The 25,553-nt window shown below is 56.2% G+C and carries 26 protein-coding genes; 4 read left to right on the top strand and 22 right to left on the bottom strand.

Annotated elements, in window-relative coordinates:
• Positions 1–10: 10 nt before the first annotated feature.
• The 10 genes from RGB73_RS06985 to RGB73_RS06940 all read right to left on the bottom strand — a co-directional run bounded on the left by RGB73_RS06985 (position 11) and on the right by RGB73_RS06940 (position 11,504).
• Complete coding sequence (locus RGB73_RS06985) at positions 11–1,624, bottom strand: OPT/YSL family transporter (protein ID WP_310770390.1); 1,614 nt, start codon at positions 1,622–1,624, stop codon at positions 11–13.
• A gap of 307 nt (positions 1,625–1,931) precedes the next feature.
• Positions 1,932–3,491 carry a PucR family transcriptional regulator gene (locus tag RGB73_RS06980; RefSeq protein ID WP_310770388.1) on the bottom strand — a complete coding sequence of 520 codons (1,560 nt, stop codon included), beginning with the start codon at positions 3,489–3,491 and terminating at the stop codon, positions 1,932–1,934.
• Positions 3,492–3,614: 123 nt separating this feature from the next.
• Complete coding sequence (locus tag RGB73_RS06975) at positions 3,615–5,060, bottom strand: YfcC family protein (protein WP_310770386.1); 1,446 nt, start codon at positions 5,058–5,060, stop codon at positions 3,615–3,617.
• A gap of 2 nt (positions 5,061–5,062) precedes the next feature.
• A complete protein-coding gene (locus RGB73_RS06970; protein WP_310770384.1) occupies positions 5,063–6,259 on the bottom strand; it encodes a M20 family metallopeptidase in 1,197 nt (398 codons plus the stop codon).
• A gap of 106 nt (positions 6,260–6,365) precedes the next feature.
• Positions 6,366–6,596, bottom strand: a complete 231-nt coding sequence (locus tag RGB73_RS06965) for a hypothetical protein (RefSeq protein ID WP_310770382.1) — start codon at positions 6,594–6,596, stop codon at positions 6,366–6,368.
• A gap of 141 nt (positions 6,597–6,737) precedes the next feature.
• Entirely contained in the window at positions 6,738–7,634 is an 897-nt protein-coding gene (locus RGB73_RS06960; protein ID WP_310770380.1) for a LysR family transcriptional regulator, read from the bottom strand.
• 27 nt (positions 7,635–7,661) lie between these two features.
• Positions 7,662–8,594 carry a 3-hydroxyacyl-CoA dehydrogenase family protein gene (locus tag RGB73_RS06955; protein WP_310770378.1) on the bottom strand — a complete coding sequence of 311 codons (933 nt, stop codon included), beginning with the start codon at positions 8,592–8,594 and terminating at the stop codon, positions 7,662–7,664.
• A gap of 123 nt (positions 8,595–8,717) precedes the next feature.
• Entirely contained in the window at positions 8,718–9,527 is an 810-nt protein-coding gene (locus RGB73_RS06950) for a glycosyltransferase family 2 protein (protein ID WP_310770376.1), read from the bottom strand.
• Positions 9,528–9,724: 197 nt separating this feature from the next.
• Positions 9,725–11,146 carry a SpoVR family protein gene (locus RGB73_RS06945; protein ID WP_310770374.1) on the bottom strand — a complete coding sequence of 474 codons (1,422 nt, stop codon included), beginning with the start codon at positions 11,144–11,146 and terminating at the stop codon, positions 9,725–9,727.
• Positions 11,147–11,321: 175 nt separating this feature from the next.
• Positions 11,322–11,504, bottom strand: a complete 183-nt coding sequence (locus RGB73_RS06940; RefSeq protein WP_310770372.1) for a hypothetical protein — start codon at positions 11,502–11,504, stop codon at positions 11,322–11,324.
• A 209-nt stretch (positions 11,505–11,713) separates the two neighbouring features.
• Here RGB73_RS06940 and RGB73_RS06935 point away from each other — a divergent pair, with 209 nt between their 5' ends.
• The 3 genes from RGB73_RS06935 to helD all read left to right on the top strand — a co-directional run bounded on the left by RGB73_RS06935 (position 11,714) and on the right by helD (position 15,511).
• Entirely contained in the window at positions 11,714–12,088 is a 375-nt protein-coding gene (locus RGB73_RS06935) for a DUF423 domain-containing protein (protein ID WP_310770370.1), read from the top strand.
• Positions 12,089–12,225: 137 nt separating this feature from the next.
• The gene (locus RGB73_RS06930) at positions 12,226–12,849 is read left to right on the top strand and encodes a DUF6143 family protein (RefSeq protein ID WP_310770368.1); all 624 of its coding nucleotides are present in this window, start codon (positions 12,226–12,228) and stop codon (positions 12,847–12,849) included.
• 310 nt (positions 12,850–13,159) lie between these two features.
• Complete coding sequence (gene helD, locus RGB73_RS06925; protein WP_310770366.1) at positions 13,160–15,511, top strand: RNA polymerase recycling motor HelD; 2,352 nt, start codon at positions 13,160–13,162, stop codon at positions 15,509–15,511.
• A 69-nt stretch (positions 15,512–15,580) separates the two neighbouring features.
• Here helD and RGB73_RS06920 read toward each other — a convergent pair whose 3' ends face one another.
• Both RGB73_RS06920 and nadX read right to left on the bottom strand, forming a co-directional pair.
• Entirely contained in the window at positions 15,581–15,952 is a 372-nt protein-coding gene (locus RGB73_RS06920) for a DoxX family protein (protein WP_310770364.1), read from the bottom strand.
• Positions 15,953–16,005: 53 nt separating this feature from the next.
• Complete coding sequence (gene nadX / locus RGB73_RS06915; RefSeq protein ID WP_310770362.1) at positions 16,006–16,809, bottom strand: aspartate dehydrogenase; 804 nt, start codon at positions 16,807–16,809, stop codon at positions 16,006–16,008.
• 141 nt (positions 16,810–16,950) lie between these two features.
• On the opposite strand from nadX, the gene RGB73_RS06910 reads away from it, so the two are divergent.
• Positions 16,951–17,286, top strand: a complete 336-nt coding sequence (locus RGB73_RS06910; protein WP_310770361.1) for a 2Fe-2S iron-sulfur cluster-binding protein — start codon at positions 16,951–16,953, stop codon at positions 17,284–17,286.
• Between the two features lie 268 nt (positions 17,287–17,554).
• Here RGB73_RS06910 and RGB73_RS06905 read toward each other — a convergent pair whose 3' ends face one another.
• The 10 genes from RGB73_RS06905 to RGB73_RS06860 form a co-directional block, all read right to left on the bottom strand.
• The gene (locus tag RGB73_RS06905) at positions 17,555–18,196 is read right to left on the bottom strand and encodes an RNA ligase family protein (protein WP_310770359.1); all 642 of its coding nucleotides are present in this window, start codon (positions 18,194–18,196) and stop codon (positions 17,555–17,557) included.
• Positions 18,197–18,210: 14 nt separating this feature from the next.
• Positions 18,211–19,170: an AAA family ATPase gene (locus RGB73_RS06900; protein WP_310770357.1), complete on the bottom strand. Its 960-nt coding sequence runs from the start codon at positions 19,168–19,170 to the stop codon at positions 18,211–18,213.
• A gap of 331 nt (positions 19,171–19,501) precedes the next feature.
• Entirely contained in the window at positions 19,502–20,656 is a 1,155-nt protein-coding gene (locus RGB73_RS06895; protein WP_310770355.1) for a S8 family peptidase, read from the bottom strand.
• A 224-nt stretch (positions 20,657–20,880) separates the two neighbouring features.
• On the bottom strand, positions 20,881–21,180 hold the full coding sequence (locus tag RGB73_RS06890) for a hypothetical protein (protein ID WP_310770353.1): 300 nt from the start codon (positions 21,178–21,180) through the stop codon (positions 20,881–20,883).
• Between the two features lie 48 nt (positions 21,181–21,228).
• Positions 21,229–21,513, bottom strand: coding sequence for a 2Fe-2S iron-sulfur cluster-binding protein (locus tag RGB73_RS06885; protein WP_310770351.1), 285 nt, complete (start codon positions 21,511–21,513; stop codon positions 21,229–21,231).
• 42 nt (positions 21,514–21,555) lie between these two features.
• Positions 21,556–22,233: a GntR family transcriptional regulator gene (locus RGB73_RS06880; protein WP_310770349.1), complete on the bottom strand. Its 678-nt coding sequence runs from the start codon at positions 22,231–22,233 to the stop codon at positions 21,556–21,558.
• Between the two features lie 88 nt (positions 22,234–22,321).
• The gene (locus RGB73_RS06875; protein ID WP_310770347.1) at positions 22,322–22,852 is read right to left on the bottom strand and encodes a chromate transporter; all 531 of its coding nucleotides are present in this window, start codon (positions 22,850–22,852) and stop codon (positions 22,322–22,324) included.
• Positions 22,849–23,466, bottom strand: coding sequence for a chromate transporter (locus RGB73_RS06870; RefSeq protein ID WP_310770345.1), 618 nt, complete (start codon positions 23,464–23,466; stop codon positions 22,849–22,851). The genes RGB73_RS06875 and RGB73_RS06870 overlap by 4 nt, the downstream gene beginning before the upstream one ends.
• Positions 23,467–23,488: 22 nt before the next feature.
• Positions 23,489–23,962 carry a GlcG/HbpS family heme-binding protein gene (locus RGB73_RS06865; protein ID WP_310770343.1) on the bottom strand — a complete coding sequence of 158 codons (474 nt, stop codon included), beginning with the start codon at positions 23,960–23,962 and terminating at the stop codon, positions 23,489–23,491.
• A 32-nt stretch (positions 23,963–23,994) separates the two neighbouring features.
• Positions 23,995–25,461 carry an aldehyde dehydrogenase family protein gene (locus RGB73_RS06860; RefSeq protein ID WP_310770341.1) on the bottom strand — a complete coding sequence of 489 codons (1,467 nt, stop codon included), beginning with the start codon at positions 25,459–25,461 and terminating at the stop codon, positions 23,995–23,997.
• Between the last annotated feature and the right edge of the window lie 92 nt (positions 25,462–25,553).

Below are 25,553 nucleotides of genomic sequence, written 5' to 3'. Positions count from 1 at the left end.
GTTGATTTTCTTATTTCTTCGCAAACTTCATCACGGAGCTAAAGAAGCTGTAGATCGCGTCTCCGGCGATGAATCCGGCTGCCAGAATGCTGAGCGTGCTCTCGGCCTCCTTGCCTTTCCATTTCGAAACCACGAGGCGGATCAGAATCCCTGCGAGGACTGCCCATCCTGCGTTCGGATTCAGAATCAGAAGGCCCGTCGCAAACATTACGCCGATCTGGCGGCTCGATCCGCCGATCAGTTGGAGGATCGCGCCGGGTATCGCCCACAGCAAGAGCTGCTTCGCGACTTCCGGAGAAGTGCCGGCCTCGATCGTGCTGGCGTACACTTTATCGACCGGCGGCACCAAGCCTTGGCCAAAAAAGCTGTGATAGGATACCGCAACGGTGATCAAGGCGACGCCAAACGCGATCAGTCCAGCGAAGTACTGCTGCTTGCGGCCTTGCAGCTCCGCCTGTGGATCTGCACCGTTGCCGCGAAGGATGTAGCCGGTTTTCAGGTCGTAGCCCATATCGGCAAACGCCGGTCCGGTCGCCGCGCTGAATCCGACCAGCAAAGCGAGCGCCACGGGCGGAAATCCGATCATCATCCCGATGATCAAGGTGATCAAGGCGATCGCAAAAGCCGGAAACCATCCGGAGTGCATCGCGGCAATCCCGACGATCAGCTCATGGACATAGGCAGCGAATGCGGCGAAGAGCAAGAATCCGATCAGCATGCCAAACGACATGTGCGAAATCAGACCGCCGATGAGCGCGACGATCAAGGCAATCACCAAGTAGGCCAAAAATCCGATTCCCAGCGTCCGGGAAGTCTGCTTGTCCGTCACGGTATACGCCGCGGTTTCCACTGCGTCTGCGGCGGCCTCTACTTTTGCAACCGGTTTCTTTTTTCGGAAAATAATAAACGCCACCTGGAACAAGGCAACGACACCGGCACCGATCATGAAACCGTGCGGGATATACATCGTGTTTACATCAACGTTGAACAGCGGCACGGAATATTGGCGAAGCAGCAGCCCGATGCCAAACATGGCGAGCGCCCAAATGTTTCCGATGAAGGCGACCCCGAATGCGGACATCGATACGCCCAGGTAAGAACCGACCAAACCAATGACTGTACCGATTCCGAGAAGCGCACCGCGCTTGCCGCCCTTGTCGCCTGCGATAATCGCCTCGGCAGTTGCGACGCCGGGAGCCCACGTACCGGAAGCGGGAAACACTTTGGAATCAAAGAGCTTGTAAAGCAGCGCCGTATCCACGAACATCGCCAGCCCTGCCCCGATCAGCATCGGGACGATCAACTCCGGCTTGCCCATCGCGAAGGGAATCCCGATCGGAATCATCAAGCTGTTGGCCGCCCCGAACGTGGCGGAGGAAATGGACGTCTGCACCAGGTTTTGCCTGTGAATCGATCGGTATTTCGCGAAGATCTCCATCGGGATCCGGGCGATCAGCATCGCGGCCAGCGCCCCGATGATCGAGGTGCTCGGCGTGACCCCCAGCGAAGTGATCAACTGCATCCCGATAATCGCACCAAATACGGAAAGGCCAACGTTCAACAACAGGGAAAACGGCTCAAAAACAGAGGGATGTTGCTCTTTCGAAGTCTTATCTTTGGCCATGTTCCTACCCCCTTTAGCTTTTGAAATAATGGCAGAAAACCGAAAAGCACTGAAAAGCACTATTTAGTGTCTCTTCCTTTGAGAATGGATACACCCGCAGGCGACGGGGCCGAAACCCAAGTATGGCGTGCAGGGAACCGATGCAAACCTCGGTGTCGTTTCTCTCCCCTCTTTCGTGTAGCGTGATTCAATTTATTCTGTTTTTTTTTACTTTAACAAAAACAGGCCGCTTCCCCCTATGGAAAGCGACCCAAAACTTGACGCCCATTTTTGGGCATCGTCACAAATATGCGATGAGACAAGACGTTTACCTCATCGATTTGGAATCAATATCCTTCGTCTTCCACACCCGGATGGCGACATCCAGCCGAAAGCGCACCTCCGGATCGGTCAAGTCATTCTGGATGATCTCGTTGATCCTCTCAAGCCGGTACAGCACCGAATTGCGGTGGATGAACAGCTCTTCCGCTACCCGCTTGGTATTGCCGCCCAGCCTGAGAAACGCGCTGAGGGTAGCCAAAAGCTCTGTTCCGTACTCCAGGTCGTACGCCACGAGCGGCTCGATCAGCATCGAGGTGAGAGCGTTGAGGACAGGATGGCCGGCGGCATCCAGCAGCAAATCCTCCACCAGCACCTCATGAAAATGGACGATTTCCTGCTTCGGCAAGGTGTAGGTGCCGATGGATAGGGCCTTGTGAGCCTCCAGACGGCTATCCGGAACGTCTGACAGCTTCTCTCGCAAGCCTCCGATTCCGGCGCACATCCGAGCTTGGGGTGGGAGCTCTTCCGCAGGGGCCATCAGCTCGCGCAACAGCTGCTCTGCATCCGCCCTCTGCTTTTCTTCCGAGTCGTGAGCAGTGGAGACCAGGATGATCAAGGAGTCATTGATAAACACGCCTTTGCGCGTATGGTTCCCCGGCTTGTTTACCCGCTGGACCAGCAGGTTGTACAACCTGGCATGCGGCTGCTCTCCGCCCCCCTGTTCCCCTCCGATCCTCGGTTGAAGCACCATCGTGTAAAAATAACGGCCGAGCGAAATGCCCAGCTGTTGAGCGCGATAACGCAGCAAGTCCTCCTGGTGGGACGAGCCGGAAAACAGCTCCACCAAAAACGACTCCTGCTCTCTCTCCCGATGCAGCTGCTGAGACTGGCGAATCGTGAAATCGATGGCGAGCACCGTGATCGCGTGATCGAGGCACATTTCCTCAAAGGTCTCCTGGTCCCCGAGCTTTCGGGAAATGGCCAGATACCCCATGACTTTGCTCCCCACCTGCACCGGTCGCTTTTCGACGAAGGCCGTCCCGCCGAAGCGCGAGGTGCAGCTCTCCACCTCCCCGTGTTCATTGAGAACAGCCGCCTCGCATCCCAGCAAATGCCCGATCAAGACCACCAGCTCGGTCGTCCGCCGATTCAGCACCAGATTGGTGAACTGCTGATTGACTTCCCTCACTTCGCGCAGCAAATACGCCTGCCGGCTGAGAATCTGGTCGATGACCGTATGCGTCATGTCGACGTAGGTAATTTCGAGCGGAATGTCAAACAGCGGAATTCCGTACAAATCGCTCTTTTGCAGCGCCTCCTGGGGCACCTCATGAAGGAATCGCTTCGTCTTGATTCCGACCGCCGCGCCCCCCACGCGGTGCATCTCGTCCAGCAGCCTGCCGAGCATGGCTGGTTCGTGGCGGATGGAATAGCCCGTCGTCAGGATCAGCTCGTTCGGACGGAGAAATCCGGTCAGTGTCGGGGTTTCCATGAAGTCGACGTAAAAAATCTCCTTCGACAATCCACTCGAGCCCGCTATGACTTTCACCCCTTTAAACAGGGGCAGCTGCAGCAGCCGCTGTACCGTAAATGGCTGATTTTCCATGCGTTCACCTCTTCGGAAACTCTCTTCCATGATGCTACCACAATCCTCTGGGGAAATGAAAAAAGACCCGGTTTCCCAGGTCTGATCTCATACATCAGCTTCAACAGCGGCACGCCGGCTTTCTCAATAGGCGATCGCGTGGCCGATGAGGACAAAGATCGCTCCGGTAATCACCCACATCAGCATGAGCGGCCACATGAATCTGAACCACTGCTGGTACGTGATGCCGGATACTGCCAGACTGCCCATCAACGCCGACGAGGTCGGAAGAATCATGTTGGTAAAGCCGTCGCCCATCTGAAACGCGAGGACGGATGTTTGGCGCGTCACCCCGAGCAGATCCGCCAGCGGCACCATGATCGGCATGGTCGTCGCTGCCAGACCTGTCCCCGACGTGATGAACACATTCATGACTGTCTGGAACAGGTACATCCCGAGCACCTGAATCGAGCCGTGCAGATGGCCTACCGCATCGGAGAGACCGTAGACGATCGTATCGATGACGTTTCCTTGCTCCAGCACGATCAGGATGGAGCGGGCGATCCCGATAATAAACGCCCCGAACGTAATGGCGCTCGCCCCTTTGACGAATTCGCCGGCGATCCGGCTCGGTCCGAACTTCGCGCAGAAACCGGAGACGATGCCCATCGTCAGGAACAAGGCGGACAGCTCCTCCATCCACCAGTCTTTTTTCGAGACGCCCCAGATGAGCAGCACGAAGCAGGCGATGATGGTGATGACCGTCAAAATATGCTTGAGCTCCAGATTTGGCAGCTGGGTGAGATCGAGCTTCTTGTCTGCTGACGACTTCTCCAGCTCATGCACGATGCTCGCTCCCGGCGTCTTCTTCACCTTTCTCGCATAGCGAATGATGTACCAGCTCGTGATGACCAGCAGCGTGATCAGAAGAACGGCACGCAGCCACATCCCCGAGAACATCGGCACCTCCGCGATCACCTGCGCCAGCCCTACGTTGAACGGATTCATCAGCCCCGCCGTGAAGCCAATGGAGGCTCCGAGCGAGACCATCGCGGTCCCTGTCATCGCATCATAGCCGAGGGAGCGGGCAATGGCGATCCCCAGCGGTACGAAAACCATGACCTCGGACGACATGCCCATCGTAAAACCGCCTACGGAGAACAGTCCCAAAAACACCGGAATGATCATGACGCCGCGCTTGGAAAAAGTCCTCGCGACCCGGCTCGTCACAGCCTCGATCGTGCCTGTCGCCGTGATGACCTGAAACGCCCCGCCGATAATAAAGATGAAGAACACGATATCGCTGGAATCAATGAGTCCTTTAACGATTGCTTTCGGCACTTCCAGCAGACTGACTGGATCGCCTTCGACTGCGTGGTAGGAATTGGGGACGACCAATGTCTTACCGGAGGATGGATCCTTTGCCCGCTCAAACTCGCCGGAAGGCACGAGGTACGTGAGCGCCGCAGCCAGCAAGGTCAAAATGATCAGCAAAACGAAGGTATGGGGCATCTTGAAGTATTTTCTCCAAAACGATGTCGGCTGACTGGATGCCGCCAGGCTGGCGGGGTGGGGCGAATGTGCGCTCATGCTCAGGCCTCCTCGGATGATTGGTTCTTCTTCCCATTTTCAAACTCTTCGCGTACTCTCTGGAAAGCCGCCGGATCTGCGCACAGATCGTAAGCGGTCATGGCCAACGCTTTTGCGGCTTGATTCATGCCGATCAAGCCATCCTCGGATGCCGTTGCCACAGTGAATTCCGGAGTATGCGTCCCTGCTTCGGTTATTTTGATATAGGGATGGATCGTCGCCGTCACCTGACCGACATTGCCGATATCCGAAGACCCGATTCCGCCTTTCTTCGGCGGCTCGCTCACTTCCAGTCCCATCGCCTCCAGATTGGCGGCAAACAAGCCGGCGAGCGCGTGATTGTTGTTGCGCTCCGCATAGACCAGCCCTTCCTCGATCTTGGCGTGTGCTCCCACCGCTTCCGCAGAGTGATGGACGGTCTTGTACACCTTCTCGGTCAGCTCCCGCAGCTCGCGGACGGTGGCGGCCCGGAGAATAAACTTGGCTTCGCAGTAATCCGGAACGACATTTGGAGCGTCTCCGCCTTTTGTAATAATGCCATGTATCCGCACATCTTCCTTGCAAAACTGGCGCAGGGAATTGATGGCAACGAACGTGTTGATCAGCGCATCCAGGGCGCTTATGCCTTTCTCCGGCGCGGAAGACGCATGGGCCTGCTTGCCGTAAAAGCGGAAGGTCGCGTCCACGCAAGCCAAGGCTCCGCGCAGCACCATCGTATTCTTGTGGGGATGGCACATCATCGCCGCGTCCACCTCGTCAAAGATGCCATGCTCGCACATGATGATCTTGCCGCCGCCGTCCTCTTCCGCCGGCGTGCCCAGGACCACGATGCGGCCCTGCAAATCGGGGACCGCCCGTTTAAGAGCCAGTGCCGCTCCGACTGCCGATGTCCCGATCAAATTGTGGCCGCACGCGTGCCCGATTTCCGGAAGCGCGTCGTATTCCGCCAGCAGGGCGATCGTCGGTCCGCCGCTCTTTCCTTCCCACGTCGCTTTGAAGGCGGTTTCAAGACCGGCTATGCCTCGCTCCACTTCAAACCCTGCAGCCTTGAGCGGCTCCGTCAGCCACTGCGCCGCTTTTTTCTCCTGAAAACTCAGCTCCGGATGGGCATGAATCCTCAGGGCGAGTTCGCGCAGCTTGGAATCGAGCTCGTCGACTGCCCCTGCAATGCGCTGTTTGTTCTCGGAAGTCTGTCTCATCCCCTGAAACTCCTCTCTTTTGTCCACAGATATTTCGCAAAATTGCAATAGATGTAGCTTGCCATCATTGTACGGCCGTCCCTTATATAAGTAAAATTGAAATCATTTAACCCAAAACCAAAAATTCTTTTATAGATTGGCAAATAAAAAAGAGGCCATCCTCACTTGAGTAGGATAACGGCCTCTTGTGCTTCTGCTGCTTCCACTTTTCGGCTTTCGTCTTCGTCCTGCGCGTCCTCATGTCCGCAAAGGCGAATAGGCTGCGGTTCTGGTCCGGGTTTCGCTTGCCTTCGCGCTCCAGCTTTTCCCGATGCTTGCGTGCATTGCTTTTCGCCATCGAAATCACTCCTTTGTGCTACCATGATAAGCCGCTTTTCCTCTGCATGCAACTAGAATGGGGGAATCGCCAAGAATCTTTAGAGGCTGCCCAAGCAAAAAATGCCCCGTTCATCTGGTGTGAACCGGGCATTTTCACCGATCAGCAAAGGTCGTAGTTTTGAAGAAACTCCACAAACCGGTCTACCACAGCGAATTGCAGCGCGGCGTCCCGATACAGCATCCACGTCCGCCGCTTGATCGGCTGGCCGTCCCGAAGCGTCAGGTCCACGGTCTGCAGATTTTCACCCGGTCGCACAAATACGCGCGGGATAATGGTGTAGCCCAACCCGAACTTCGCCATCTCCTTGCATGTCTCATAGCTGTCTACCTGCATCGTGATCGTCGGGGGATCCTGATAGCGTTCGTGCCACCATTGGTCGATCGCATGGCTGAGCGAGAAGGACTGCTGGTCGCCGAGCCTGAGCGCCAGCTTCGGGGCGCGGTAATTGATCCGCGGCAGGGATGGGAGCGCATCCAGATCGAGCTGCTCCGTCGAGACGAGGCAAATGTTCTCTTCCTGGAGCAAGTGCTTTCGATCATACCATTGAAACTCTCCCCGGATGATCCCTACCTGAATCTCCTCCTGGAGCAGCATGTCGAAAATTTCGGAGCTGAAGCCCGTGTCGACATGGATCTGAACCTTGGGGTACAGCTCCAGAAACTTCTTGATGATCACCGGCAGCTCGTACTGCCCAAAGTAGATGGAAGACCCGATGCGGAGCGTCCCCTGCACTTCCCGCTGCATGTTCACGATGTGATCCCTCGTATTTCGCAGCTCCGCCAGCATTTTGCCGGCGTATTCCGCCAAGTACTCGCCCTCAGCTGTCAAGCGGATGCCTTTTCCGTTTTTCACGACGAGCCCCACGCCAAACTTTTTCTCCAGCTGCTGCAGACGGTACGTCAAGGCCGGCTGTGTCATGTACATGCGCTCTGCTGCCCGCGTCAAGCTTTTTTCCTTGCGCAGCGATTGCAGCAGCAGCCAATCCTTTTCGTCCATTCCGGTCACCTGCCTCGCGCAAACCCGTTAACGGCGCTTCATTTTCGCCAGTCGGATAAACTGTTCATCCCGCTCTTTCAATATTGCCTCTACGGATGTCTCCGCATACGAATAAATGCCGGACCCCGTCTTGGTGCCGAGCTCCCCTTTTGCCACCAGCTCCTCGATGAGCGCCGGCGCTTTTTGCGAGTCGTCCAGGACGGGCGCCATGTTGTCGATGACGCGCTTCCACGTATCCAGCCCGCCGAAATCAGCAGTCTCGATCGGCCCGACGAACGCCCAGCGAAACCCGATACCGTCCTTCATGACCGTATCGATCTCCCGTGCATCTGCCACGCCGTCCTTTAGAAGGGAAAACGCTTCCCGCATCAAGGCGGCCTGCAGGCGGTTGGCGATGAAGCCGGGGACGTCCTTTTTCAGCAGCACCGGGGATTTCCCCAGCCCGGCAATGATGTCCATGACAGCCGCCACCACTTCGTCCGCCGTTTTTTCATGCCGGACAATTTCCACGAGGGGAACGAGCTGAGCCGGATTGAAAAAGTGAGTGATGATGAACCGGTGCGGCGTCTTTGCCTGCTCGATCAGCCGCGCGATGGAAAACGTGGACGTATTCGAAGCGATGACCGCCTCCGGTTTTGCCGCCTGCTCCAATTTCGCAAACAGCTCCCACTTCAGCTCGATGACTTCCGGGATGGCCTCCGTGATGATGTCCGCCTCTGCTGCCGCTGCGTCCAAATCGGTCGTCAAGACGATCCGCTCCAGCGCGTCCCGTTTGGCCTGCTCCGTGATGACCTGTTCGCGCACGAGCAGGGACAAGCTGCTCTCGACGCTGTTTTTCGCTTTGCGCAACAACTCTTCCGTAAGATCGTAAAGGGATACGGTGTAGCCTGCCAGCGCATATTCCTGGGCGATTCCGTGGCCCATGACGCCGGAGCCGATGACTGCAGCCTGTTTTGCCATGTTGGGTTCCTCCTGAATGGACATTCTTCGAAAAAGAAGTATACCTACACAACAACAAGGTTCCACAATCGCGCAATCGGTTCCTGCCGCCCGGTCGGACAACTTTGCGAACAGCTTGCTTGGTCAGCGCCCGGCACCCACCAGCTCAGTCGGTACGAGCCGCTCCACGTCGAGCCAGCCGTCCGGCGTCTTGTAAAACACCGGGCGGTACTCGTCCCCCCACTTCCTCATCAAGCTTTCGATGAAGTCTTTTTTGGTCTCGTTGAATTTCCCCTGGTTCGCCTTTTTCGTGAGATTGTCTCCGTGCAGACGAATGTTGTAGAGCAGCTTGTCCACATGGTGAAAACGGCTCGTGGCGATCAGGCGCAGCAAGAGGTAGCGGTCTTCGTTGTACCGTCCGCCCGATAAATCGTCTGCCAAAAAGCCTTTGACCCGTCTGACTGCCTCCGTCCGGAAAAAACGCGGGGTCAGCATCGGCCCGTACAGCAAAAAGTCGTACTTGTCGGCAAAGGACCGGTGGCGCATCAAGCCTTTGCGCTCCAGCACCCCCTCCTTTTCCTGCCAGACCTGCGCATTTCCGCACACCAGGGACGTGCTCGGCGGCTGCCGCTTCATCTCTGCGAGCAGCGTCTCCAGGGCGTCTTTCTCCAGCCAATCGTCGCTGTCCACAATCACGAAATACGGCGTGTCGACCAGGGCCAAAGCCTTGTCCAGCGTTTTCCCCACGCCTCTATTCTCGCGGTTCTTCCTGTATTGAATTCGCTCGTCCGCCAGATACGGAGCGATTTTTTCTGCGGTCTTGTCCGTCGATGCGTCGTCTACGATGAGGACCTTCCATGCTTGCATGGTCTGGGAAAGGATGCTGTCCAGAGCATCGGCGATATACGCTTCCCGGTTGTAGACGGGTATGACTACGGTAACTTCGCACTCCATTGCTTTCTCCACCCAATGTCTGTATTTGCTCGTATTTTTTTGCATTTCAAGATTATACCATAAGCCTCGTCCTTCCCTGACACTTTTCAGGCGTGCGGCTCGGCGAAAAAGCTTTCCAGCCCCGCAAGCCATTCCGTAAAAAAGCAAGCCCGGTACTCGCCCAGGCTTGCTTCTGACGCTCTAACTCTTCCTTTCGTTTACAAAAACCGGCGATGTACTTTCTTCCCGTCATACGTAAACAGGACTTGCCGGTCCTCGATGACCGTCTCGAGATGCACGTTTTTCCCCCAGAGCGTGTAAGCGTACGGCAGCGTTTTCTCCACGTACTTCACATCGAGCTCCAGCCCTTCGAAATGGTGCTTCAAATACAGCTCTCCCGCCCGCAGGTAGTCGCCGTCATGCACCATCACGTACGGGAAGCCGCCGTTGACCCGCGTGCCTGCCAGGCCGTCGCGGACCTGCTCCCATTGCTTCTCCGTGACGACCCATTCGTTGCCCTGCTTGCCGAACATGTACAGGTCCAGATCGCTCACCAGCTCCTTTGTCATGAAATTGCTGATGAAGCTGATATCCGATTCCAGCTCGCGGACCTCGAAGATTTTGGCGCGGCCTTCTCCCGGCTTGCGGCCGAACCGCTCCTGCTCTTCCTTGGTCGGGTTGTTCCAGCGCTGCTCGATGTCCTCGAAGATTTTCAAACCGAGATGGTAAGGATTGATGCTCGTCGTCGACGGCTGGATGACGGAGGAATGCAGCTTGGCGAAGTCGATGGTCTCCGCTTCCGTCAGCTCCATCTCCCGCAGGATGCGCATGTGCCAGTAGGTAGCCCAGCCTTCGTTCATGATCTTCGTCTCCATCTGCGGCCAGAAATACAGCATCTCGTCGCGGATGATGGTCATCACGTCGCGCTGCCAGTCTTCGAGGATCGAGCTGTACTCCATGATGAACAGCAGCAAGTCCTTTTCCGGCGACGGCGGGAATTTGCGGACCGGCTTCACTGTCTCTTGCTCTTTCTTTCCTTCGGGATCCAGTCCCCACAGGTCATCGTATGGAGAATGCCGCTCGTTTCTCGTTTTCTTGGCAGGCTCATCCGGCTCCCGCTTCCAGCGCAGCTTGGGCCGCAGGAGGCTGGGATCGATGTGCTCCTGCAGGGCCAGGCAGGCGTCGAGGAAGTTTTCCACGGCTTCCTTGCCGTATTCGATCTCGTACTGGCGGATGCGCTCCGAGCTGGCCGCCATGCTTTCGACCATGTCCCGGTTCGTGTTGGAGAAGCGGACGTTGTTTTTGAAAAAGTCGCAGTGTGCGAGGACGTGCGCCACGATCAGCTTGTTCTGGATCAGCGAGTTGCCGTCCAGCAAAAACGCGTAGCACGGGTTGGAGTTGATCACCAGCTCGTAGATTTTGCTCAGATTCAGATCGTAGGACAGTTTCATCCGATAAAACGATTTTCCGAAGCTCCAGTGCGAAAACCGCGTCGGCATGCCGTATGCGCCAAACGTATAAATGATATCCGCCGGGCAGATCTCGTACCGCATCGGATAAAAATCGAGGCCAAATCCCTTGGCAATCTCGGTTATCTCATCAATCGACCGCTCCAGCTCTTTGCGTTCTTCGTTGGTCAATGCTTTTCCCCTCCCCTTTGCCAAAGCCTACTTTATATATATGGAGATCGATGACAAAAGAAGCCAGCAATCCGAAAACGGATGCTGACTTCCCCATTTTTTTCTGCCGCAAAAAGGCCCCTCCCATTTGCAAGGAGACGCCTTTTGCCCATCGTGTGTCAGATCTGCCGCCGCATTATTTCTGGAACCAATCGCGTACACCCGTATAGATAAGAGCACCCGAGAAGACCAGCACGGCGATCAGGCCGACCCCATCCACCAACGGATTGAGACCGTTCAGGAAAGAGCCGTCGAGCGGTGCTTTCAGCAAGCCGTAGCCGCCCAGAAGGCCGCCAGCGAGAGAGACCCATTTGTTCATGTCCAATCACCTCCCGTTGCAGCGGCGGTAAGCGTTGCCACTGCGTTACTACAATTTATGTCGGGAGTTGACAAGCGGTCTGTACGGTAGTCCCAGCCACTGTTCATCAAATTGCAATTGGGCATCCCTGTCCATTTGCAGTAAAATAGAAGCGATTCCCATGTAAGGATGCCTGTTTTTGGCAAAGCTTTTATCGAGGAGTGAACCTTATGAAACTGTTTCTGATGCTAGGCAGTATCAGCGGCTTTTTGTCTGTCGCGCTGGGTGCGTTTGGAGCCCACGCGTTGAAAGAAAAACTGGACGAATACTCCCTCGGCGTTTTCCACACCGGGGTTACCTACCAAACGACGCACGCTCTGGCCCTGGTGCTGGTCGCCCTGCTGCTCAAATGGTATCCGGACGCGTCCGGACTGTCCTGGGCGGGCTGGTGCTTCGCCCTGGGAACCGTCGTCTTCTCCGGCAGTCTGTACGCCTTGGCAATGTCGGGCGTAAAAGTCCTGGGAGCCATCACCCCGATCGGGGGCGTGCTGTTCCTCGCCGGATGGGCCCTGCTCGCCATCCACGCATGGAAGGCTGTATCGTAACCAAGAGAAGTACCCAAAGGAGGAGCCCGGCACTGCAAATCGCAAAAGGCCGGGCATTTCTTTTGAGCGAATCCCTACACCCCTCCTGGGCGACCGCCATATGCTGTATGGTTACCACACCCAAAGGAGAGGAACCGATGGCGAAGTCCTCCTTCACACAGTCTCCCTATTTCTACGGCATGCCTGACGTCTACATGCAGATGGGCTACTTCCCGTTTCCCACCCAGCCTGCCACGGAGCAGCTCACTCGGCAGCTCAACGTGCCCTACGCCATGACGATGGCGGCGGGGTGCAAATACTTCCTGGGCCAGACGGAAAAAATGACCGCCGAGGCTGACGCTCAAGGATACGGAGCCTTGGCCAATCCGTTCCGCTCCAGCGCGCTTCTCTTCGTAAACGGCTGGCACTTCACCAACTTCTCCGACCATCCCCTCGAGGTACAATTCTGGTTCGGCAAGACCGAATCGATCATCGGGGCCAAAACGTCTCCCGGCGTGTCGCCCGGCTATGTCCAGATCACCCCATGCCCCCCTTCTCAGGGAAAAATTCTCTTTTCGACCGGGGGAACCGAATTGCCTCGCGGGGGAGCGGTCGCCATGACCCTGCTCGTGCCCCCCATGAGCACGATGGGGACGGAAACCAACGGACAATGGATTCTCGGACCGGGCATGGCTATGCTGGCTCATGTGCCTCCGTCCGGAAAACAGGCCGCTTTTTTGTTTTCCACCAGCTGGTGGGAGCAGTCAGTCTACGGCAGCTAAGGCAGCAATGAAAAAACCTGGCTGCGCCGTGCCTTTTGGCGGAGCCGCGGTTGCCCTTATACCGGATCGGAATGGTATCAATCTATCTGTACAAAAAAAGCGGAGTGCCCGCGCACCCCGCTCTGTTCATATCGAAAAGAAAAACACTTCCGCACATGTTGAAACACCAAGTCCCCTGTGGTAGAATGGGAATTGGTCTTTTGACAACACTATAACTTTACGATTATTTTTACCCAATATTATATTATCACATCAACGAGTCTGTTGTCAAACCTTTTGGCCAAAATAGGGGAAAAAAAGGAGCGGTATCATGAGCGAGGCTGACTACGACAAGCAAAACGAAGAGCAGCGGGTGGAGCAGGTAGTCGCGGAGATCAACAGGCAAATCTCCAGCCTGCAGGAGCATGTCACGGAAGTACAGGCTGACATCGTCGGGATCCGCAAGCATTTTTGGGACGATGTCACCGTCAACTTCGAAGATGCCCACGAAGCGGCCGAAACTTACGCCAGCATCAAGCAGCAAGCGGAAGTCCTGTCCGAGCGCGAGCGAGTCCATCGCCACGGGCAGCAGCGGCTGCGAACGCTGAGGAGGCTTGCGACATCTCCCTACTTCGGGAGGATCGACTTTCGGGAAGAAACGGAGCCAGCGGCGGAAGCTGTCTATCTGGGGATCGCCTCCCTGCTCGATGAGCGCGAGGAACAGTTTCTGGTCTACGACTGGCGTGCGCCGATCTCCAGCCTGTACTACGATTACGCCCCCGGCCCTGCCGAGTACGAGACTCCAAGCGGGACCGTCACGGGTGAAATGACAGGCAAGCGGCAGTACGTGATCCGGGATGGGCAGCTCATCCATATGTTCGACACCGGCGTCACCATCGGCGACGAGCTGCTGCAGGAGGTGCTGGGAAAGCATGCAGACTCGCAGATGAAAAGCATCGTCGCCACGATCCAAAAAGATCAGAACCGCATCATCCGCAATGAGCACAGCCGGCTCGTCATCGTGTCCGGAGCAGCGGGCAGCGGCAAGACCTCCGCAGCCTTGCAGCGGGTCGCTTACCTCTTGTACCGGTACCGGAAGACGCTGAGAGCCGAGCAGATCGTGCTGTTTTCGCCCAATTCGCTGTTCAACAGCTACATTTCCACGGTCCTCCCCGAGCTGGGAGAGGAAAATATGCAGCAGACGACGTTTCAGGATTACGCAGAGCACCGGCTCGGCGCCGCCTTCCAGCTGGAGCACCCGCTCGCGCAAATGGAGTACGTGCTGACCGCCATGGAGGAACCGGGCTATGCCGAGAGACTCGAGGGCATCCGCCTGAAGACGTCGCCCGGGTTCATGCGTACCATCGACGATTACGCTGTCCTGCTGAAAGAGAGCGGCATCCAGTTTCTCCCTCTCTCCTTCCAAGGCAGGATCCTCGTCGACGAGAAGCAGATCCGGGACCGCTTTTACTCCTTGGACCCTGCCATCTCGATCCCGAACAAAATGATCCTGGTCGCCAAGTGGCTGCTCGACGAACTGAAAAAGCACGAGCTCGCCGAGAGGGAACAGCCTTGGGTGGAAGACGAGCTGGAGCTGCTGGACAAAGACGCCTATTCGGCTGTCTATCAACAGCTGCGCCGGAAAAAGCAATTCACGGAGGAAACATTCGATGACTTTGAGCGGGAGCAGGAGCTGCTGTCAAAGCGAATCGTGCAAAAGCACTTCCAGCCGCTGCGGGATTGGGTGAAGGCGCTCGGCTTCATCGATACCGCTGCGACGTATCGCAGGCTCTTTGCCGACACCGACCTTGCCGAGGCCGTGCTGCCTGCAGCGGACCGCCCTGCCCTCTGGCACGCCATCTGCGCGCAAACCGTCGAGCGCTTGGAGCGTTGCGAGCTGACGTATGAAGATACCCCACCCTTTTTGTATCTGAAAGAAAAGCTGGAAGGCTTTCAGACCAACAATCTCGTCCGCCATGTCTTTATCGACGAGGCGCAGGACTATTCGCCGTTTCAATTTGCGCTCATCCAGCGGCTGTTCCCCCGAGCCAAGATGACGGTGCTCGGCGACTGGAATCAGGCCATTTACGCCCACGCACAGGGCGGCGCGAGCTTTGAGGCGGTCGCTTCGCTGTATGAGCCTGCGCAGACGGAGACGTTTGTTCTGACCAAAAGCTACCGGTCGACGAGGCCGATCGTGGAATTTACCCGCCAGCTCGTCGCCAATGGCGAACAGATCGAGCCGTTCCAGCGCGAGGGCCGCCTGCCAAGCGTGACGACCGTACGGGACCGCGCAGCGTTGGCGGACAAAATTGCTCACCGTATCCGGGAGCTTCGGGCAGACGGGCATCAGGCTATCGCGGTGATCACCAAGACGGCGCAGGAAGCGCAGATGGCGTACGAGGATTTGCGCGGCCAGCTGGATATTCACCTGATCGGTACCCGTGCCATTTCCTACGAGACTGGCGCAGTGGTCATTCCGTCTTACCTGGCGAAGGGCGTGGAATTTGACGCCGTCCTCATCTATGACGCATCCCGCGAGCGCTACGGACGGGAGAGCGAGCGCAAACTGTTTTACACCGCCTGCACCCGCGCGATGCACGAATTGCATCTCTACAGTCTCGGAGAACCGACTCCCTTCCTGGCCTCTGTCTCGCCTGATCTCTATGAGACGGCCGAGTAAGCAGACATCCGGAGCGACAATGCCTTTCATCCGCAAAAGAGACCCGACTGGCGCAGGGACTGTGCGCATTCAGTCGGGTCTCTTTGCCGTTTTTTTCACTCCCACACATACTGCGACGGCGAGCAGGATAAGGTTGAATTCGTACCCGGTTTTCCCTGCCTGCCCCATGAATCCGTGCTCCCACTTCACCGTCGCGATCGCCCCGGCCATGATGACGGCGAGCCCCCATGCCGCGTAGCGGGACCCGATGCCCAGGATCAGGGCGAGGCCGCCAGCAATTTCTACCGCCGTCACCGGATAGGCCAGCCACGGAGGCAGGCCGAGCCCGCCAAACATGGTCGTGACCGCCGCCATTCCCTGTTGCAGCTTGGCGACTCCGTGCACGAGAAAAATGATGCCTGTCACCATCCGCAGCACCACAAATGCCTTTTCTTCCGCCAACTTGTCTCCCCCCTTACTATCACCTTATGCAGGAGGAGGGACAATCATTTCCTTTATACTCCGATGACGAAGTGGGAAGCACGATCCCGCAGTGCCTTCAGGACGCTCATGGCGACGATGTAGCCGGTTTTCGGATTGCGGGCGGACGGCGTGTTTTGGATCTGCAGCCGGATCTGGCCGAACTTTCCCTTGGCCTCGATTTCGTGCGTATTGTGGGTAATATGCGGATCCACGAACACCTTTACTTTCGTCCGGTCAAAGCCGATGCCTGCCAAGCTCAAGGCAGCCGAGACGTTCACGCTCTCCGGAAACAGCCTGGCCGAATCCCGGGCCACTCCCTCGAATGCACAATGCGGTTCTGCCAATTCAGCCAGGTTGACCTGCTGTTCGATCAACGTGCCGTACCAGGCTTTGGGCGGCTTTCTCGTAATCAACGTCACTTCCTCCATCGGCCCGAGACTGCCAGCCGCGATCCGGTCCAATCCCCCGATGGCGGCCGAAGGAACGATGATTTTCCGCCCGCACTCGGCCGCTTTCTGCATCAGGCGGCTATGCAGCGTCTCATCCGCAAAGGCGCCGACGCTGACGACAAGCAAATCCGCTCCATGCTCCAGCACTTTTTCTCCGTACAGTCTCACTGCCGCGTGACCTGCGCTTTCGACCACCACGTCGAATTCGTGCGCAAAAAATTCATCCTCCCGCTCTGTCATGAGCTGTGCAATTCCAGGCGCATCGTACTTCGAACGATCCCGCACCAGGATGGACGCCACTCGTACTCCTGCTTCGGGCTCCTGTACGATGGCTTTCACGACATCCTCCCCGATCGTTCCGTAGCCAATAACCCCAATGTTGATCATAAGTCCCCCCTGTTATCCTCTGACTTATAGCGACTCCCTGCTGTTGCTGCCTCTATCATAGCAAAAATATATTGTATTTGGTATACCATAAACCAAAACTCTATGATATACTGATCTCATCCAAACGAGGGAGGGAAGCTTGTGCCATCTATTACGTTTCATACGTCCGGAAAAACGATTGAAGTAGAGAAAGACGCAAATCTTCTCCGAACTTCCATTCGCTACGAGGGGGCCGTGCCATTCAAGTGCGGGGGCGGTCTTTGCGGCACCTGTCGGGTGCAAATCGTGGATGGGCAGGAACACCTCAGCAGGGTCATGAAAAAGGAAATCGATCGGCTGGGCAGCGAGAAAATCGCCCAGGGCTACCGTCTGGCCTGCCAGACCTTCGTCACAGGCGACGTCACTGTTTCCTGGGGCGATGAGGACGTGGAGCGCCTGAACAAGATCGCGCAGAGACGGATCAACGCCGCACAATAGGCTCGTCTGGGCAGCTCCCCATTCAAGCTGAAAAAACAATCAGGCAGAGCTAAAAACCTTAGTACGGCAGGCGCCCGGACTAAGGTTGTTTCCTTGCTTGCGGTTATTCCGTTCGTGTTCGATCTGCTTGATAGGCAGCCAATGGAACGAAGAGTTGGCAATCTAGCAAATAGCTCGAATCACATACTCAAGACGAGTTGTCTTCCTTCTCATTCCCCATTGCTTCAGCATTACATGGTTCTCAGTCCCTTCTTCCCTATCTATCGAATCATTTCCACATGCTGCTTACCCCATTTGGCACCACTGGCTTCGATAGCCAATGCTCCTCTGTTTGAACGTGGTTTTTTCGGACGAACTTCGCCACACAGGTCCCGAACTGATCGTAGGGAAAGGCGTCCGCGATCCTGACCACATAGCCTTCCTGTTCTCCTCCGAAAACGGATTGCCTGGTGTAGCAGCCCTTCACTTTCTGCTCATTCCAGATCCCTCTGTAAAGCACGGGCGCTACTTTTACCCCGAGCAGCTCTGCCCACTCGAGCGTCTCGTCCCAGGATAAGCATTGATTGTCTTCATTCCATATGGAGAAGACGTAGAAGTAACTGGTCAGTTCTCCGTAGTAAATCGAGTGCATGGCGAAGACGTTTTCCCCGCAAATTCTCCAACCGGGAGGAATCTGAAAAGATATCGTCCCATGCAGCATTTTCACCCAATGCCGTGATTCGTGGTCCTTGCTGTCGAGCGACCGTGCATGGATGGAATCCCGATACATCGTCGTGTTTTCTCCATCCAGCTTCTCGGTAACCACGACCTCTTTTCCTTCAAAATGACACACGGTTTTCAGGATTTTGTCATCGTCGGTTTTGCTTCTCGACCAAGGCAGGTGAAACGTTCTCGGATACTTTTTCCTCATCCTTTTTCACCTCCTTATTTGGCATACGTATCCGCTTCTTTAAAGAAGTAGAGCTTCCAGAGCATTTCCTCTCCGAGCAGGCGGTAAATCTCAGAGATATCTTGCTGGGTCCCGTAATTGATCTTCATGTGCATTTGAATCAAATGCACGGCCTTGAAAATAAACGCATCGTCAAATTGCAGCTCCTTCAGGAAATGGCAAGCGATCTGGGCGGATACATTCTCGTGGCCGTAGTAGGAATAGTGCCCTTTTGCCGGTTTGTAGACCTTGCAAAACGGTTTGCCCGTATCATGAAAAAGAGCGACGACCTGCATCAGCAATTTATCCTCTTCGCTGTAAAAAGCATTGACGTACTCCAGCACATGGTAGGTGTGCCTGCATAGCGTGTGGGTGTGGTGAGGGTTTTCTTGCTGAAAACCGACCATGTCCTGAAAGATGGGGACTTCCTGCAAAGCTTCGAACAGTTCCTCATAAGAAGGCTCGCTCTGGAGCAAATCGACAAAAGCTTCCTTGGAAATCGGATAGGGCATTTCCTCATGAAGAATCCAAATGCGATCAAATCCTTCATTTCGGATGGGGAAGTGGAAATTCTTTCGCATTTTCTCCATGACGGGCCCCGGCACTTTCCTTTTTCTTGCCTGATTTCTCTCCAAACAAACGGCATACGGCACGTTCAGGTAATAGCAAACCTTCTCGACGTATGCAAATTTGGAAAGGACGTTCATCCGTTTCTCACGATCGATATTCGTGGCATCCAGGATGACGCTGCTTCCTTTGGCCAGCCCATCCTCCACCCTCGCATATACCTCTCGAAACACGTGGGAGGTCTTCTTCTGTTTCCCCTCGTCCCCAAACAGGTTTTGCCTGATCTCGTCCGTGGAAACGATGATTGCCCGCTCTTTCTTTGCCAGCTCCAGAGCCCGGCGGCTTTTGCCGCTTCCGGCGATTCCGGCCAACATCATCAGCTTTTGCATGTATTTCACCTCCTTTCAAAAGCGAAAGGCGGCCGGAATGAAAGCTCCGTGCATTCATCATACTCCCAGGTAATTCCCAATATTATCTATGTTTTGCTTCTTCATTTCAACCGTTTTTTCAGGGGACGCCTCCTTTGCTCCCGTTTTGAAGGGGACAGGCCTTTTCGCAAAAAACCCTGAAAGCGGGCTGAATCGCGCTCGGGGCACATGCCTGCCTTCAGGGGAACCACTCGGATATTCCTTTTCCACTACGCGACTAGCGCTGTTTTTGGGTACACGGATCCGTCTTCCACTCGCCATTTTGCCTTGATGGCTTGCTGCCGATTCCCTTTTAGGAGCGCACGGCTCTGTCTGCGTTCACTCGTCCATACAGCCAGTACGTGCCTGTGCCGGGAATCGGATCGGAGCTCGTCTGGATGATGTTCTGGATCTGGGCGTTGGTCCTGCCCTGGGCAGCCAGCAAGGCCGCTACGCCGGCTACGTGGGGAGCCGCCATGGAAGTGCCGCTCAAATACGCATAGTAGCTGCCCAGATAGGTGGACAAGATGTTTTCGCCCGGAGCGGTAACATCCACCCACCGGCCGTAATTGGAGAAGCCGGACTTTACATCGCTTGCGTTGGTAGAGGCCACCGAGATGACGTTCGGGTAGTTGGCCGGATAATTCGGGACGGAAGATCCGGCGTTCCCGGCTGCCGCCACGATCACGCATCCCCGGCTCCACGCATAATCGATGGCGGACTGCAGGGTGGCAGAAGGGGCCGGGGAGCCGAGACTCAGGTTGATGACGTGTGCTCCCTGGGTGGCCGCATAGATGATCCCTCTCGCCACGTTCAACAGATCCCCGCTTCCCGATTCGTCCAGCACCCGCACCGGCAATATCGAAGCCAGGGGACAAACTCCTGCCATCCCGTAGGCGTTATTGGTGACAGCGGATGCGATGCCCGCCACATGCGTGCCGTGCCCGTTTCCATCCACAGGGTTGGTGTCATTGCTTACGTAATCGTAGCCCGGAATGATTTTCCCTTGCAGATCCGGATGGTCCAGCTGCACCCCCGTGTCGACTACCGCGATTTTGACAGCCGGGCTGCCCTGGGTCACATCCCAGGCCGCAGGGGCCATGATGCGCTGCGGTCCATACTGATAGCTGGCGAAAAAAGGATCGTTCGCGGACGCAAACGCCTTGAACCGGTAATTGGGCTCCGCGTACTCGATTTCCTCCAGATCCTGATAGTGCCTCCATATCCGCCGCATCTTGCGCTTGGAGGATACGTGATAGATCCCCAGCTCCTGATCGCTGCCGATCAGCTCGCATTTGGCCTTTCGGTGAATCTCTTCCATCTGCGCTTCCGTCACACCGTCACGAAATCGAACAATCAGTTGATTGGGCACGTGATCATGCCATTTCGCGTCTTCCCGGCGTTCCCAATACCAGTAAAGAGCCCAGAAGCAGGCAGCCGCGAACAGCAGACTGATCCACCATCCCATATTCCATTCCTCCCTGTTCAGAAAATAGCAACTCTTCTCTGTTTATGCGGGAGCAAATCTATGGGATTGGACGGGTATCCTATTTCGCTAGAATTTAATTCAAATGCACTACATTTTTCTTACATTGAACGAGGCAGAAGACGCTCTCTCCCTTGCTTTCCTTTCGCCCTGAAAGCAAGAAGAAGGACAGGCTCTCCAGCCTGTCCCTCCCCTCTTGTCTTCGCTTAATGAACGCGCACAATTTTATTGTCCTCATCCAGATCCAGCTCGAAAATTTCCTTCTCGATCTCTTTCGTCGTTTCGAATTTCGGGAACACCTTGATCGGAATGCTGTTGTCCGGGAACACTTCCGCGACCCCTTGAATCACGATTCTCGTAACCGGGTTTTTGATTTTGCAAATGGAAAACGTGGTCTTTTTCTTGCCGAAGAAATAGTATTCATAGGCAGCGACTACCTCCAGATCCGGATTTTCCGTCACCGTTTTGTACCGTTCCGTCGTGGACACCATAATGTATTGGCTCATTTGCAAACCCTCCCATATTTTCGAATGAATGTGATGATACCCGGCCAGCTATTCCTGGCAGATCTCGATGTCGCGTTGAATGTAGAGCTGGCAGGCCAGCCGGTACCCTTGCTCGAGTTTTTCGCCGAGCATCTTTTGTTCCTTCCAGTTCGGCTCGGGCAGCGATTCAGCGCCTGCCATTACTTTCACCGTGCATTTCGTGCACTTGCCCATGCCACACCCGTACTTTAAATGAGGAAATTTTTTGATACCTGCCAATACGACCAAGTTGCTGCCTTCCCCAATTTCTTGCTGGTACACGAGACCGTTCTGGTGCAATTTCACGTTCGGCATAGAAACACCTCCATCTGCAGCAAGAATGCGGGATTGCCTGCGTTATTGTTTTTCCAGCGCTTCCAAATACGCTCGCTTGGAATTCTCCAAGTGGATCTTGGTCAAGCTCTCGACCAGCTCCGCTTCGCCGTTGTATACCGCCATGGCGATTTCCCGATGCTCCTCCATCGCCCTGCGCTGCCTGCCCGGAAGCTCGTAGCCGAGATGGACGAAGGCGCGGATGTAATCCGAAAGGCCGTCCAGCATCTGCGTCAGCCTGGGGCTTTGCGCGGCGCGGAAAATCACTTCGTTGATATCGAAATGGACGTTTTTGTATTCGTGATTCACATCGGCTTTGGCCAGCTCTTCGTCGATCTCATCGATGATCCGCTTCAGCTCTTCGCGGGCAGCGGGAGTCGCCCGTTGCGCCGCCAGCTTCATCGCCAGGCTTTCCAGCGACCCGAGAATCGTAAAAATTTCCACGATCTCCTCCGGGGATAGCTGGGAGACGACTACGCCTTTGCGCGGCAGCGTTTTGACGAAGCCCTGGGATTCGAGCCGGAACAACGCTTCACGGATCGGCGTGCGGCTTACGTGCAGCTGGTCGGCCAGCTCGCGCTCGATGATTCGTTCTCCTGACTTGTATACACCCTGGACGATCGCTTGCTTGATGTATTGATACACCTTGTCCCGAATCGGGCTTAATTCCTCATCTCTCCAAATAACTGGCGTGTCTGGCATCTGGTATACCCCCGTGAGTTGTTTTCTCTAGTGTAATCGATCTGATTCGCTCTATACAACAACCCAATCGAGGATACGGCCCTTCGTCCTATTGCAAAAATACGCCGCCGTACACCAGTCCGCTTGCGACCACGATGCCGGGGTGGATTTTCATCTTTTCCAAAGTGATGAGGCTGGCCGCCGTGAGCGCTGCCGTCTGCCAAATCCCTGCGGCCTCATAGGCGCTTGCGAAAAACTGAAAGGCCAGCGTTCCCAGCAGCACGGCTACAATCGGGCGCACGATTTGCGTCATCGCCGACACCTGCGGCGAGTTTTTGAAAAGATGCAGAAATTTATACAGGATCACCATGGCGATCGCTGTCGGGGCGATGGTGGCGATCAGAGCGACGATCGCCCCCGGGATGCCCGCTACCTGGTAGCCGATATACCCGGCCAGCTTGGTCGCAATCGGACTGGGCAGCGCATTGCCCAGCGCGAGCACGTCACCGAATTCCTCCAGGCTCAGCCACCCGTAATGGTCGACGACTTCCGCTTGCAGCAGGGGAATGATCGGCGGTCCGCCGCCGTAGCCCAGGATGTTCGGAATGAAAAAGGCCCAAAACAGTTGCAGCAGAATCATGCGGATATCCCCCGATCCGACGTATCCGCCTGTTTTTTCTTCTTTTTGACCAGGTAGGTCGATTCGGTAAACGCATAGGCGAGAGCGAATCCGATAAGCAGCCCCGGATTGACATTCAGCAGCACCAGCACGACCAGCGAGACGACCGTCCAGGCAATGGTCTTCGCCTTGATCCAGCTCTTCCACGACTTCAAGAAAAACTCGTAAGCCATGACCGCCATCATGACGCCGATCACGGGCTGCACGCCGTGCGTCATCCCGCCGACGATACCCGAATCCTTCAGCTTGTAGATGAGGCCGAGGAGCAGGATCATCGCGATCAGCACAGGCAGCACCATGGCCGCTATCGCTACCGTCGCCCCTGCGGCACCTCGCACTTTATAGCCGATGTACCCCGCCATTTTCGTGGCGATCGGCCCCGGCAGCGCGTTTCCCATCGCCAGCACGTCCGTGAATTCCTCGTCCGTCATCCAGCCGTACTTCTGCACAGCCTCTGCGTGCACGAGGGGGATCATCGTCGGCCCGCCGCCGTAGCCCAGGATGCCGATCCGAAAAAATCCGAGGAACAGATTCCAGAGCGCCATCGATTCTCTCCCTCCCACTTTTTCTGGCATGATGAAACCTTCAAGCAGCTCTTTACTTTTTGATGTCCGCCTGGGTCATCACTTCGTAGTCAGAGCCGAGATACTCCTGCAAAGCCCGGAGCGCCGCGGTGCCGACAGCCGTGTCCTGCTCCCCGTTTCCGCCGCTGACCCCCACGCCGCCCACGACTTGGCCGTTTACGACGACGGGGAAGCCCCCCACGAAGATCGCGAATTTGCCCGGGAGCATGGCGTGGATGCCAAATGCTTCCCCCGTGGTGGTCGCCGGACCGCCCGGCTGGTTGAACAGGTGGGTGGAACGCTTGTGGCCGCTCGCCGTAAACGCTTTGGCGATGGCAATCTCCGGCCCCGTGATCCGTCCCCCGTCCATGCGCTCCAGGGCGATTACGTAGCCCCCGTCGTCCACGATGCAGATCGATTCCAGCGCACCTGCCTCTTCGGCTGCCTGTTTGGCGGCCTCAATCATGACTTTCGCTTCCTGCAGCTCCAGCTTTATGACCGATTTCATCCCAATCTTGCCTCCCATGCTTGCGTGCATGTCTACACCCCGTGATACACGCTTTTGATTTGCGTATAAAACTCCAGCGCGCCCCTGCCGGACTCGCGGTATGTCGCCGTACTGGACATTTTCACTCCGCCGAACGGCACCTGCGGAGCATTGCCGGTAGTCGGCCGGTTCACTTTTACTACACCCGCCTGAATTTGGTTGACAAAGTGATGAATCCGGACGGGATCCTGCGTGCAGATGGCTGCCGACAGTCCATACTCGACGTCATTGGCGACACGCATCGCCTCCTCGAAGGAGCTCACGCGGATGACGGCGATGACCGGGCCGAAAATTTCCTCCTGCGCGATCCGCATCGAAGGGGTCACATTCGTGAATACCGCAGGCCGGACAAAATAACCGTCCGCGTACTCGCCTTCCGTCAAGTGCTCGCCGCCGTAGACGAGCTCTGCCCCTTCCGCCTTGCCGATCTCCATGTACTCGAGCACGTTTTTCAGCTGGCTGGCATTGGCCAGCGGCCCGATATCCACACCCTGCCGGCATCCGTTTCCGATCGTGAGCTTGCCGGTTTTTTCGACCAGAGCGCGGACGAAGCGATCATGCAGGCCATCCATGACGATGACCCGGCTCGTTCCTGTGCAAGCCTGGCCCGTCAGCTCGAAGCCGCCCTTGATCGCCAGCTCGGCCGCCTGTTCGACGTCTGCATCTTCCATCACGAGCAGCGGATTTTTCCCTCCGAGCTCGAGCTGGACGCGTGTGGAAAGCCGCACGGACCGCTGAATCGTCTCCCCTGCACGAGTGGAGCCGGTGAATGTCACCGCCTTGACTGACGGATGCGTGACGAGCGCATTTCCCGTCCGGGAGGCGGAGCCGGTGACGAAGTTGATCACGCCTGCCGGAAGTCCGGCTTCGTGCAGCGCCTGAACGAGGCGCAGGGCGATCAGCGGCGTATCGGAAGCGGGCTTGAAGACGACCGTGTTGCCAGCCGCCAGTGCCGGTGCAATTTTTCTGGCCGGAATGGAAATCGGAAAATTCCATGGCGTGATGACGGTTACGACGCCGAGTGGCTCTTTTTTGGTGGAGATGGAAATAGTCGGGTCGTCGGAAGGGAGCGTTTCCCCGGAAATGTTCAATCCTTCGAAGGCGTAGTAGCGCAGCGTCTGCGCGGAGCGTTTGATCTCCATCCGGCTGCTTGCCAGCGTCTTTCCTTCTTCGCGGGTAAGCTCCATCGCGTAGCTCTCCAGCCCCGCCTCCAGCAAGTCTGCTGCCTTGTACAAGATTTCGGCCCGCTTGCTCGGCGCTGTGTCGCGCCACGTCTGGAAAGCCCGCTGTGCCGCCTCGATCGCCTTGACCACGTCTGCTTCCTCCGAAGCCGGGAAGCGTCCGACAATATCGGAGACGTTTGCCGGATTGATGCTCTCGAAGGTGGCCTTGCTAGCCGCTTCCACCCACTCCCCGTCGATCAGGTTTTGGAAAGTCTGTACAGTCGTTTCGATTGCCATGAGTATCCCCTTTCCCTCGTGTAACTCGGGGTGCTTACCTGTTGCCTGCCGGTTGTAGCACAATACCCGAGAAGATAGTCATCTCGGGTATT

The sequence above is a fragment of the Brevibacillus brevis genome (assembly GCF_031583145.1).
GTDB lineage: Bacteria > Bacillota > Bacilli > Brevibacillales > Brevibacillaceae > Brevibacillus > Brevibacillus brevis_E.
This window is presented reverse-complemented; position numbering and strand designations above follow the sequence as displayed.